Annotated in this window: 12 protein-coding genes; 2 read left to right on the top strand and 10 right to left on the bottom strand. The window is 74.0% G+C overall.

All coding sequences use genetic code 11. The features are described from left to right. Positions 1-144: 144 nt before the first annotated feature. The 9 genes from ACZ6Y7_RS07850 to ACZ6Y7_RS07810 all read right to left on the bottom strand — a co-directional run bounded on the left by ACZ6Y7_RS07850 (position 145) and on the right by ACZ6Y7_RS07810 (position 8,618). Positions 145-246 (bottom strand): DUF6893 family small protein, encoded by a 102-nt coding sequence (locus tag ACZ6Y7_RS07850; protein ID WP_465756951.1) that lies wholly within the window; start codon positions 244-246, stop codon positions 145-147. Beyond that, a complete protein-coding gene (locus ACZ6Y7_RS07845; RefSeq protein ID WP_465756950.1) occupies positions 243-746 on the bottom strand; it encodes a hydrogenase maturation protease in 504 nt (167 codons plus the stop codon). The genes ACZ6Y7_RS07850 and ACZ6Y7_RS07845 overlap by 4 nt, the downstream gene beginning before the upstream one ends. Continuing rightward, on the bottom strand, positions 743-2,131 hold the full coding sequence (locus tag ACZ6Y7_RS07840) for a hypothetical protein (RefSeq protein WP_465756949.1): 1,389 nt from the start codon (positions 2,129-2,131) through the stop codon (positions 743-745). Before ACZ6Y7_RS07840 ends, ACZ6Y7_RS07845 begins: the two co-directional genes overlap by 4 nt. Continuing rightward, positions 2,128-2,772, bottom strand: coding sequence for a DUF6084 family protein (locus tag ACZ6Y7_RS07835; RefSeq protein WP_465756948.1), 645 nt, complete (start codon positions 2,770-2,772; stop codon positions 2,128-2,130). The genes ACZ6Y7_RS07840 and ACZ6Y7_RS07835 overlap by 4 nt, the downstream gene beginning before the upstream one ends. Beyond that, positions 2,769-3,416 carry a DUF5947 family protein gene (locus ACZ6Y7_RS07830; RefSeq protein ID WP_465756947.1) on the bottom strand — a complete coding sequence of 216 codons (648 nt, stop codon included), beginning with the start codon at positions 3,414-3,416 and terminating at the stop codon, positions 2,769-2,771. The genes ACZ6Y7_RS07835 and ACZ6Y7_RS07830 overlap by 4 nt, the downstream gene beginning before the upstream one ends. Continuing rightward, positions 3,413-3,880 carry a thioredoxin gene (locus tag ACZ6Y7_RS07825; protein ID WP_465756946.1) on the bottom strand — a complete coding sequence of 156 codons (468 nt, stop codon included), beginning with the start codon at positions 3,878-3,880 and terminating at the stop codon, positions 3,413-3,415. The genes ACZ6Y7_RS07830 and ACZ6Y7_RS07825 overlap by 4 nt, the downstream gene beginning before the upstream one ends. Continuing rightward, a complete protein-coding gene (locus ACZ6Y7_RS07820; protein ID WP_465756945.1) occupies positions 3,877-5,661 on the bottom strand; it encodes a nickel-dependent hydrogenase large subunit in 1,785 nt (594 codons plus the stop codon). The genes ACZ6Y7_RS07825 and ACZ6Y7_RS07820 overlap by 4 nt, the downstream gene beginning before the upstream one ends. Before the next feature lie 92 nt (positions 5,662-5,753). Then, a complete protein-coding gene (locus tag ACZ6Y7_RS07815; protein WP_465756944.1) occupies positions 5,754-6,800 on the bottom strand; it encodes an NADH-quinone oxidoreductase subunit B family protein in 1,047 nt (348 codons plus the stop codon). 132 nt (positions 6,801-6,932) lie between these two features. Continuing rightward, the gene (locus tag ACZ6Y7_RS07810) at positions 6,933-8,618 is read right to left on the bottom strand and encodes an enoyl-CoA hydratase-related protein (RefSeq protein WP_465756943.1); all 1,686 of its coding nucleotides are present in this window, start codon (positions 8,616-8,618) and stop codon (positions 6,933-6,935) included. A gap of 331 nt (positions 8,619-8,949) precedes the next feature. Between ACZ6Y7_RS07810 and ACZ6Y7_RS07805 the strand changes: the two genes are divergently transcribed. Beyond that, complete coding sequence (locus ACZ6Y7_RS07805) at positions 8,950-9,867, top strand: hypothetical protein (protein ID WP_465756942.1); 918 nt, start codon at positions 8,950-8,952, stop codon at positions 9,865-9,867. A 13-nt stretch (positions 9,868-9,880) separates the two neighbouring features. On the opposite strand, the gene ACZ6Y7_RS07800 is transcribed toward ACZ6Y7_RS07805, so the two are convergent. Then, a complete protein-coding gene (locus ACZ6Y7_RS07800) occupies positions 9,881-10,465 on the bottom strand; it encodes a hypothetical protein (RefSeq protein ID WP_465756941.1) in 585 nt (194 codons plus the stop codon). A gap of 127 nt (positions 10,466-10,592) precedes the next feature. On the opposite strand from ACZ6Y7_RS07800, the gene ACZ6Y7_RS07795 reads away from it, so the two are divergent. Next, complete coding sequence (locus tag ACZ6Y7_RS07795; protein WP_465756940.1) at positions 10,593-11,096, top strand: N-acetyltransferase; 504 nt, start codon at positions 10,593-10,595, stop codon at positions 11,094-11,096. Positions 11,097-11,130 lie beyond the last annotated feature (34 nt).

The following is an 11,130-nucleotide window of genomic DNA, read 5'->3' as shown; positions in this document are numbered from 1 at the left end:
GGTGTCCCTGGGTGTCGGGGGGGGGGCGCCTGGGTGGGGTGCGCACCACTCCAGCCCCCCCCATTAACGGGCGGGGGGGAAATAATTTCTCGAACCCTCCCCGCCGCCGCGCCCGGCGCTGCACCGTTCGCAGCAATGCGCGGCTCACATCCGCGAGATCTCCAGGTACCGCTTGATGTCGGGCAGGCTCTGCCAGACCAGCGCGCCGATCCCGGCCAGCAGGACGGCGCAGAACAGTTTCCTCATGGTGTCGTCTCCCTCTCCGGCTGCGTGGCCTCGTCCACGACCCGCAGGACCACTTGGACCGCCTCCTCGACGGCGGCGGCGACGGGCGCGCTCAGCCCGATGCCCTCCTCCAGCGACGCCGGCTCGCAGCCGACCACCAGGACCCGCCCGGGCGGCTCGCCGCCGGTGCCGGCGGCGAGCGTGGCGAGCAGCCCGAGCACCGCGTCCGGGCCCATCCGGTGCCCGTCCAGCAGCGGTGCCTCCAGCGGCTCCGCGTCCGCCTCGATCAGGTAGACCGTGCCGGGCACCCCGCCGCGGCAGGTGGCGTCGACCAGGACGGCGGTCCGGTGGCCGTCCAGCAGCCGGTACGCCAGGTCCACGCCGCGCACCCCGGTGTCGACCAGCTCGACGCCCTCCGGCAGCGGGTGCGCGGCCAGCCGCCGGACGGTCTCCACGCCGAACCCGTCGTCGCCGAGGAAGACGTTGCCCACCCCGGCGACCAGCACCGTGCCGCCGCTCACGAGTCCTCCATCGGGGTGACCTCGTCGGGCTGGAAGTAGCGGAACCGCCCCTGGGCCCGCCACAGGTCGGCGCCCGGGTCGTCCTCGACCGTGACGGCCAGGTGTACCGAGCCGTCGACATCGTGCAGCACGGCCTCCACCACGCCGGTGCGCCCGTCCAGGAAGAGGTCCTGGGCGTCGGTGCGCCGCCGCCCGGGCCGCAGCAGCACCCGGCTGCCGGCGCCGACCGACCGGCCGTCGACCAGCACCCGGTCCCGCTCGGGGTCGACGCCCGGGTCGTTGCCCGGGTCCCACCAGGGCTGCTCCGCCTCGGCGCCGGCACCGGTGAGGTCGCGCAGCCCGCGGATGGCGCCGTGCAGGCGTTCCAGCACCTCGGGCGGCATGGACTCGGCGAGGTCGATCACGGCCGCGGCCCGCTCGTCGGTGCCGCGGGCCTCCCGTTTCTCCTCGTCGGTGAGGGCTGCCGTCCGCAGTGCCAGGATCTCGTCGATCTCGGTGGCGTCGTACAGGGTGCCGAGGCTCTCCGGGGCCACCTTCGGGTGGTCCTCCAGGATGATCGGCGAGGACAGCATCACCCCGAGCTCGCCCTCCGGTCCGGCCAGCACCGGCCAGGTGTGCCGGCTGCGGCAGCGCTCGACGGCCGGCCGCGCCCACTCGGGTGGGTCGGTGGCGGACACGAACCGGCCGTGCTCCAGGCCGAGCAGCAGGTGGGCGGAGACCAGGGAGCGCGGCAGCGCCTCCTCCCGGGTCGCCCGGCGGGGCGGCACCCAGGTGGAGACGTTCTCGACCACCGCCGTCAACCGCTGCGCCCGGTACGGTCCCGGCAGCTCCTCGACCGTCACCCGCAGCAGGCCGTCGACCTGTTCGCGGCGCCGCACCAGCCGGCCGACGGCGGTGCCGTTCTCGCGCAGCAGCTCGGTCTCGCCGACGCCCGGCAGCCGGAACGCCCGCTGCTCCTCGGCGCCACCCGACTCCCCGATCGGCAGCAGGAGGACGATCCGCTCCTCGACGGCCTCGTCCCACTCCACGAGCACCCGGTCGGCCAGCTCCAGCCGCTCCACCGGCTCGAACCCGCCGGTCTCGGTGGCCCGTTCGACGGTGCGCCGCTGCACCCGCAGGAAGCGCAGCTCGACCGCCAGCCGGTCGTCGCCGCGCGCCTCCATCACGCACTCGGTGCGCTGGTGGGAGTGCTCGCCGCCCTGCGCGGTGTACTCGGGCGGCACCAGGACGCCGAACTGCCAGCGCAGCCGGTTCTTGGCCGCCGAGGCCCGGTAGGGGTAGAGGACGTAGCCCTCCAGCAGCACCGCGTCGGCGATCTGCCGGGCGGCCGCGAAGCCGCGCTCGATCCCGGCGGGCAGGTCGGGGGTGTCGGAGGATCCGCTCACCGTGCCACCTCCTCGATCGCGGCCGCCGCGAGCAGTTCGCACACGGTCGCCTCCCAGGAGGGCAGGGCCCGCCGGGAGCGGTAGGCCAGCAGCGCGTCCATCACGTCGTCGGGCAGCCGCAGCCAGCCGCAGCCGGGGAAGTGCCGGTCGACCGCCTCGCGCCAGACCCGGACGGGCATCCGCACCCGGGCCTCCTTGTCCCAGGGCACCGGGGTGACCTGGAACCCGCCGGGGCCGGCGAACGCCGTGCCGGAGAAGAGCAGCAGCAGCGGCACCTCCCCGCCGTCCAGCGCCCGGAAGTAGCGGGCGGAGGCCACCTCCAGGTCGTAGCTGCACGGCACCGCGAGGTCCGCCTCGGTCTGTCCGGTGAAGCCGGGCACCAGCAGCGGGACGGTGGCGAGCTGGATCGGGTTGAGGGTGGTCGCCCAGCGCTCCCGCTCGCCGAACAGGTCGGCCAGCCGCTCGCCCTCCGGCTCGCCGTACGAGCGGCGGCCGGGTTCGATCCGCAGCTGGCACTGGAGCGCCAGGGCGTGCACCCGGGTCTCGGCGGGCGCGGTGATCCGCAGCCGGAACACCAGGGTCGGTACGGCCGCATACGGGTCGGACCGCACGCCGGCGCAGCTGAAGCCGAGCGCCGTCACGCCGTCACCGCCGCGGGCAGCGGGCGGGCCCGGTCGGCCAACCGCGCGAAGAACACGTCGAGTTCGGCCCGCGCCTCGGCTCCGCCGTCGAAGCCGTGCCAGCACCGCCGCAGTCGGCCGACCAGCTCGTAGCAGACGTCGATCGGCACCAGGAAGCACTCCACCCGGTGGTCGACGCGGCGCAGCAGCAGCGCCTCGACGTCCGGTTCCAGGGCGGCGGCCAGCCTGCTGCCGCCGAGGGCGCGCTCCCACGCCTCCTCGTCCACCTCGCTCTCGGTGGCGCCGGCCGGGCCGGGGTAGAAGGCGAGCAGCTGGTCCAGGGCGGCGTTGCGGAACAGGAAGGCGGTGCCGACGGGGATGCCCAGCACCGACCAGGCCCGCTCGTCCGGGCCGCTCTCCGGGTCGGTGAGGTAGCGGTCCGGCACGGTGCGGAACCGGCCGCCGGCCGCGCCCGGCTGCTGGAACAGCAGGCCGCAGGCGGTGCAGGTGCAGGCCAGCGCGCGTTCCTCGACGTCGACCAGGTGGCGGTGGCCGGGCGGCAGGTCCCGGCCGCAGAAGCCGCACTGCTCGGGCCGGGGCCGCGCCGGCTCGCGCAGCCGGCGCAGCAGGGCGGTCCCGTCGCGGGAGATCCGGCGGGTGTTCATCGCACCTCCGCGGTCTGCGGCGGGCGGACGCCGATCTGCAGCAGCTGGGGGGCGCGCTCCAGCTCCACGGCCGTCACCTCGGGCACGTGGCAGGCCAGCACGGCCTCCACGTCGCCCTCCGCGCAGCCGCACCCGGAGGCGGTGCGGCGCAGCCGCAGGACGCCGGTGCCCGGGTCGAAGCCGAGCACCTCGATCCGCTCGGGCAGCGTCGCGAGCGCCCGGTCGATCCGGGCGGCGACGTCCTCGGGGTGCAGGTCGTGCAGCAGCAGGAGCCCGGCCACCGCCGGGTCGTCCAACATCCCTTCGAGGGCCGGCGGGGGCAGCGCCGGGACGATCCTGGCGAGCCCCTGGCCGTAGAACTCCATCAGGTCGCGGACGAGTTGTTCGCCCGCCCGCTCCGCTCCGCTGCCGGCCAGGGCGTCCAGGGCCTCCTGGATCCGCAGCCCGGTCTGCTCGGCCGTCATGCGGTGAGCCCGCTGAGGCCGGTGGGCACGTGCATGGTCTGCACGGTGCGCCCGCCGACGTACATGTGCACGCCGCAGGGCAGGCAGGGGTCGAAGCTGCGCACGGCGCGCATGATGTCGATGCCCTTGAAGTCCTCCGGGGAGTTCTCCTCGAAGATCGGGGTGTTCTGCACCGCGTCCTCGTACGGGCCGGGCGTGCCGTAGCTGTCCCGGACGCTGGCGTTCCAGGGGGTGGGCGGGTACGGGTGGTAGTTGGCGATCTTGCCGTCGCGGATCACCATGTGGTGCGAGAGCACGCCGCGCACGGCCTCGGTGAAGCCGCAGCCGATCGACTCGTCCGGCACCTCGAAGCGCTCCCAGGTCTGGCTGCGCCCGGCCCGGACCTCGTCCAGCGCCTTCTCGGCGAAGTGCAGGGCGGCCGCGGCCGCGTACGCCTGGAAGTAGGTGCGGGCCCGGTTGCGTTCGAGGGCGTTGCTCCACTGCGGGATCTTCCACTCGAAGGTGACCTCGGGCTTGGTCATCGAGCGGGGCAGGTTGATCTGCACGCTGTGCCCGGTGGCCTTGACGTAGCCGATGTCGACCAGGCCGGACAGCGCGGTGGACCACAGCCGGGCGATCGGGCCGCCGCCGGTGTCCAGGGCGAGGTGCTCCTTGCCGTCGAACCAGCGCGGGGACATCACCCAGCTGTACTTGTCGTCGAAGTTCCGCTTCTGCGGCTGCGGGATGGTGTGCTGGTTCCACGGGTGCCGGGGGTCCACGGGGTTGCCCAGCGGGTCGTGGGTGACGAACAGTTCCTTGCCCTGCCAGTCCTCGTAGTAGGAGCTGCCGAGCAGGATCCGGATGCCGAGGTTGATCTCGGTGAGGTCGTTGGTGACCAGCTTGCCGTCCACCACCACGCCCGGGGTGACGAACATCCTGCGGCCCCAGTCCGTCATGTTGCGGTACGTGAAGTCGCAGTGGTCCGGGTCGTTGAGGCTGCCCCAGCAGCCGAGCAGGACGCGGCGCCGGCCGACCTCCTCGTAGCCGGGCAGCGCCTGGTAGAAGAAGTCGAAGAGGTCGTCGTGCAGCGGCACGACCTTCTTCATGAACTCGACGTAGCGCATCAGCCGGGTCAGGTAGTCGGTGAACAGCTGCACCGTGGCGACGGTGCCGACGCCGCCCGGGTAGAGCGTGGAGGGGTGCACGTGGCGGCCCTCCATCAGGCAGAACATCTCCCGGGTGTACCGGCTGACCTGCAGCGCCTCGCGGTAGAACTCGCCCTCGATCGGGTTGAGCGAGCGCATGATGTCGGCGATCGTCCGGTACCCGTGGTCGGCGGCGTGCGGCGCCTCGGTGCGCTCGGCCTGCTCCAGCACGCCGGGGTTGGTCTCGCGGACCATCTTCTCGCAGTAGTCGACCCCGACCAGGTTCTCCTGGAAGATGTTGTGGTCGAACATGTACTCGGCGGCCTCGCCGAGGTTGATGATCCACTCGCCGAGGTGCGGGGGCTTCACCCCGTAGGCCATGTTCTGGGTGTAGACCGAACAGGTGGCGTGGTTGTCGCCGCAGATCCCGCAGATCCGGCTGGTGATGAAGTGCGCGTCGCGCGGGTCCTTGCCGCGCATGAAGACGCTGTAGCCACGGAAGACCGAGGAGGTGCTGTAGCACTCCGCGACGCGCTTCTGCTTGAAGTCGATCTTGGTGTGGATGCCCAGGCTGCCCACGATCCGGGTGATCGGATCCCAGGACATCTCCGTCAGGCCGCTGCCGTCGCCGGCCGCTCTGGTGGTCGGTGTTGCCATCGTGTCTGTCGTGTCCTTCTCTGAGCGGGGGCGGGGCGGGGCGGAGGAGGCGGCGCGGGGCCGCACACCGCGGGGGTGTGCGGCCCGTGGCGTCACCCGGGCGGGCGGTAGCCCGTGGTCAGGTGGCGGCCGGTGTGGCGCCACTTCGGTTCCTTGTCGACGGTCTTCAGCGTGATCTCGCGCAGTCGGCGGATCACCGAGCCGTAGGCGTTGCTGACGCCGCTGGAGACCCGCGAGCCGGGCGGCGGGTCCATGAAGGGCATGAACTTGTCCGGGAAGCCCGGCATGGTGCAGGCGATGCAGATGCCGCCCACGTTCGGACAGCCGCCGACGCCGTTGATCCAGCCGCGCTTGGTGACGTTGCACTTGACGACCGGGCCCCAGCAGCCGAGCCGCACCAGGCACTCGGGGGTGCCGTACTCGGTGGCGAACTGGCCCTGCTCGTAGTACCCGCCGCGGTCGCAGCCCTCGTGCACGGTGGCGCCGAACAGCCAGGACGGCCGCAGCTTGTCGTCCAGCGGGATCATCGGCGCGGAGCCGGCCAGCTGGTACAGCAGGTAGGTGAGCGTCTCGGCGAAGTTGTCGGGCTGGATCGGGCAGCCCGGCACGCAGACGATCGGCAGGCCGGCCTTGGACTTCCAGTTCCAGCCCAGGTAGTCCGGTACGCCCATCGCCCCCGTCGGGTTGCCGGCCATCGCGTGGATGCCGCCGTACGTGGCGCAGGTGCCGATCGCGACGACGGCGGTCGCCTTCGGGGCGAGCCGGTCCAGCCACTCACTGGTGGTGATGGGCTGTCCGGTGGCCGGGTCGTCGCCGAAGCCGCACCAGTAGCCCTCCTTCTTGATCTTCTCGTTGGGGATGGACCCCTCGACGACCAGCACGAACGGCTCGATCTCGCCGCGGTCGGCCTTGAAGAACCACTCGACGAAGTTGTCCGCGCCCTGGACCGGGCCGCACTCGAAGTCGATCAGCGGCCAGTGCACGGCGACCTTGGGCAGGCCGGGCAGCGCGCCGGTGACGATCTCCTCGATGCTGGGCTGCATCGCGGCGGTCAGCGAGACGGAGTCCCCGTCGCAGCTGAGGCCGGCGTTGATCCAGAGAATGTGCACCACGTCGGTGTCGGTTGTTGCAGCACCCATGAGGATGCCTCCTCGGGGATGGGAGCCGGACGAAATGGCTCGAACCCAGTCATAGCAACAGTCCGCTCCGGCCGCCGGTCCGGCGGTCCGGGCGGGGTAGCCCGACGGCGCAAGCCGACCGGGCCGTTCGGGTCACCCCGCGGCGGGCAGCCCTTCGGACGCGGGGCGCTTGTGGACGAACGCGGCCCGCAGCGCGTGGTACGGCGATTCGGGGGTGAAGAACTGCCGGTGCATCACCGCCAGCTCCTCCTCCCGGTAGGCGGCCAGCGGCTTGACCAGCTCGTCCGCCTCGCGCGCCGCCTTCTTCGCCGCGATCCGCCGCTGGGCGGCGGGCGAGGCGGCGAGCAGTCCCGCCAGCCGGGCCGTGTCCGGCCCGAACTCCTGCGGGCCGCAGTCGAGGACGCGGTCGACCAGGCCGATCCGCTCGGCCGTGGCGGCAGACACCGGCAGCGCCTGCCGGGTGAGCCGTTCGGCCTCCGCCGCCCCGACCCGGCGCGGCAGGGTGTACGTCCAGTACTCCGATCCGTACAGCCCCATCAGCCGGTAGTGCGGGTTGAGGACGGAGCCCCGGCGGCACCACACCTCGTCGGCGGCCAGCGCCAGCATGGCGCCGCCGGCCGCCGCGTTCCCGCCGAGGGCGGCGACCACCAGGCGGTCGGTGGTGGTGAGCACCTCGGCGACCAGGTCGTCCATCGCGGTGATGTTGGCCCAGGACTCCGCGGCCGGGTCCGGCGCGGCCTCGATGACGTTGAGGTGGATGCCGTTGGAGAAGAAGTCCCGGCCTCCGCCGAGCACCAGCACCGTGGTCGGCCTGCGCTGCGCGAAGCGGTACGCCTCCAGCAGGCGGCGGCAGTGCTCGGTGGACATGGCGCCGCCGGGGAACGCGAAGCGCAGGAAGCCGACCGGGCCCTCCTCGCGGTACGCGATGTCCGTCCAGCCGTCGGCGGCGGTGGCCGTCAGCGGTGCCGCGACCTCCGGGAGCACGGGCAGCAGCTCGCCGAGCGCCGTCACCGCGGGAAGCTTGAAGGTCGCGGGCCCGCCGGGCCGGCGGCGGCGCCGGAGCTCCGGGATCCACACCGCGCCGTCCGCGGTGGCCCGGCAGACCGCCCCGGCCCGGGTGGCGATCAGCTCGCCCGGGCGTCCGCGCAGCAGCGGCTCGGGGTGCCCGCCGTGCAGGTACCACTCGGTGCCGCCCAGGGCGTCGAGCACGCCGGGCTGGGAGTCCGCGGCCCGCAGCTTGCGCAGCACCTCCTCGGTGGGGTCGGCCGCCCAGTCGATCCGGCGCTCCTCCTGGCGCAGGAAGGGGCGCACCCGCACCGGCTCGCGCCATTGCGCGCCGTGCTGCGGCCGCGGCGCGTACGAGCCGGAGGCGAAGCGCTCGACGGCGAGCAGCGCGGCCCGGACGGCGGCGTCGGAGACCTCGTTGCGGTAGAGGTCGCTCTTGCCGAGCGGGGGCAGTCGGCAGGGCTCCCAGGCCCAGACCGGCCCGGCGTCCAGCTCCGCCTCGGCCTGCAGCACCGTCACGCCCCAGTCGGTCACGCCCTCCTGGACCGCCCGGTCCAGGGAGGAGGGGCCCCGGTCGCCGGGCGGGCCCGGGTGGACCACCAGGCAGGTGAGCGCCGACCAGACGTCCGCCGGGATCGCGGTGCGCAGCATGGGCGCCAGCAGCAGGTCCGGGCAGAGCCGGCGGATCGACGCCCGCAGTTCCCCGTCGTCCCCGGCCAGGCGGACGTCCACGGTGTGCCGCCGGTCCCGCAGTTCGGCGTGCAGACGCTGGCTGAGGCTGTTGAAGGCGCTGGCGAGGAGCAGGATCCGCATGTCTGCCTCCGGGGTGCGGACGGCCGGGAACCCGGCGATCATCACCTCCGGTCCGGCAGCCGCCCGGGCGGTGCCTCGTGCCGCGCCGCCCGTTCACCCGGGCGGCGGTCAGCACGTCCGCTCCCCTGGTCGTTCCTTCGAGGACCGGGCCTGCCGGAGGGAGCCGACCGGGCGTCAGTGAGCTCTGTGGCCGGAACCGCGTGACGGATGTCACCGGGAGCGGCCCGAGCCGGTGGGCGTCCCACGGGGCCCGTAGCATGGCGGCTTTCGGAGCCGCGGAGCCGCGGAGCCGCAGAGCTGCGGTACTTCGGTGCGAGGAGAGGAACGGGACGTGCGCGGGGGCGAGCTGGTGGGCGGTCTGGGACGGCTGGTCGGAGCGGCGGCGGGAGCGGCGGCGGAGGCGGCCTCGGGTCTGGGGGAGGCCGGGCGGCAGGCCGTGCGGCGGGGCAGTCGGGGAGCGTCGGCGGGCGGGCGGTGGGCGCTCACCGCCCTCGCCTCGGTCGAGCCGCCGCCGGTGCCCGCGACCGAGCCGTGGAAGCTGTCGTTGGGCACACTGATCGGCCGCCACCCCCGCACGCCCGCCGTGGTGCACAAGCTGCTCGGGCTGCTGGACGGCCTCGGCGCCGTCCACCTGGGGCCCTCGCAGGTCGGCTTCGACGGCGAGGAGGTCGACTGGGACAAGGTCGTCGAGATCCGCACCCGCAGCGCCTTCGAGGTGCTGACCACCACCGCCCTGGAGCACGAGGTGGACCGGATCCGCGAGTTCCTCCCGCCGGTGCCCGGTCGGAAGTGGGTCGTCACCAAGGCCGGCGAGGCGCTGGCCACCGTCGTCCTCGCGGCCCTCGAACGCGGCTCCGACGACCGGCGCCTGGACGAGCTGACCGTCCCCGCCCGGATCGTCCACCGCGGCCTGCTCGGGCGGCAGAAGACCCTGGACGCGGGCGCGTTCGCCGCGGCGGTGCTCGTCGTCACCCCCCGGGCGGGCGAGAGCCTGATCGCCACCGCCCGCAGCCGCGGCTTCCCGGTCCTGCCCGCCGAGCCGCTCGACGAGGCCACCGACGCCGCACGGGTGGCGGCCCTGCGGGAGCGCACCGACTCCGTCGCCCGGCTGCTGGACCGGATCGAGCGGAGCGGCCCCGGGCCGGAGGTCGGCGAGGCGGGCGAGGCGGCGTCGCTCCCGCCGTTGCCGCCGTTGTCGCTCGACAAGGGCGGGAACGGCGGCAACGGCGGTGCGCAGCAAGCCGGTTGAGCCGTGGCAGCGGTCAGTGGCCGCCGCGCGGCTCCTCGCAGCCGGTGCCGTCCGGGTAGCCCGCGAAGGCCTCCACCGTGGTCGCCTGACCGGACGTCGAGCCGGAGAGGCACAGTCCGGTGGCGGCGTCGATGAGGAAGTCGCCGCCGGACCGGACCTGCACCTTGTCGGCCGGGTAGCCGAGGCCGACGAGCACCGTGCGGATCCCGTCCGGGTCGACGCGTTGCCCGGCGCGGACGGGATCGAGAGCGGCCTTGATCCGCTCGGCGGCGGCCAGACCGTCGCAACGGCGCCGCCCGTGCAGCGGGAGGGGCACCTTGAAGCCGTGGTTCTCGGCGTAGTGGTCGGTGACCGGGCCGGTCGGGGCCGGGGTGCTCGTGGTCGGGGCCGGCGTCCTGGTCGGGGTCTCGCCGGGACACGGGTAGTCGGCCGACCCGGTCGGGGGCGGCGTCGGGGCCGCCGGGGTCACGCCCGCCGCCGGCCTGCCCGCACCGCTCGGTGCGTCCACGTGCTGGGTGCCGCACCCCGCCGCCAGTGCGGCCAGGGCCGCCACCGCCGGAATCCCGAGGCGCCCCCACCTGGTCCTGATCATCGTCATCCCGTGATCATGCCCCGGCGGCGGGCCCGGCGTCACCCCCGGGCCATCGCGGCGTCGTCCCGGCCGGTCAGGGCCCGAACCGATAATCCGAGCAGGCCGGAGCGCCGCTCGGCTAGCCTCGTCGCCCATGACCTGGTTGCCTGCCGATTTCGTCCACCCCGTCCACGTCCCGCTCCCCGGCGGGGGCTACCACCTGCGCCCGATCGCCGGCGCCGACACCGAACTCGACTACCCCGCCGTGATGGGCTCCCGGGAGCGCCTCTGGTCCGTCTACGGCGAGGCCTGGGGCTGGCCCTCCGCGACCATGACCTACCAGCAGGACCTCGACGACCTGCTCCGGCACGAGCGGGAGATCGCCGCCCACGAGTCGTTCAACTACGCCCTGTTCGACGAGGCGGAGACGGCCCTGCTCGGCTGCGTCTACATCGACCCGCCGCAGAAGGCCGGCTCCGACGCCGAGATCTCCTGGTGGGTGGTGGACGAGCAGGTCGGCGGCGAGCTGGAGCGGGAGCTGGACGCGCTCGTGCCGCAGTGGATCGCCGACGCGTGGCCGTTCCGGGAGCCCTGCCTGATCGGCCACGAGGTCTCCTGGGCGGACTGGCTCGCCCGGCCCGCGGCCGCCGGCGCCTGAACAGCCGTCCGATCCGCCGCCCGGATGCTGCGCC

This window comes from Kitasatospora sp. NPDC053308, assembly GCF_055585785.1.
The sequence above is the reverse complement of the archived record's forward strand: the minus strand, read 5'-3'. Positions and strand labels throughout refer to the sequence as shown.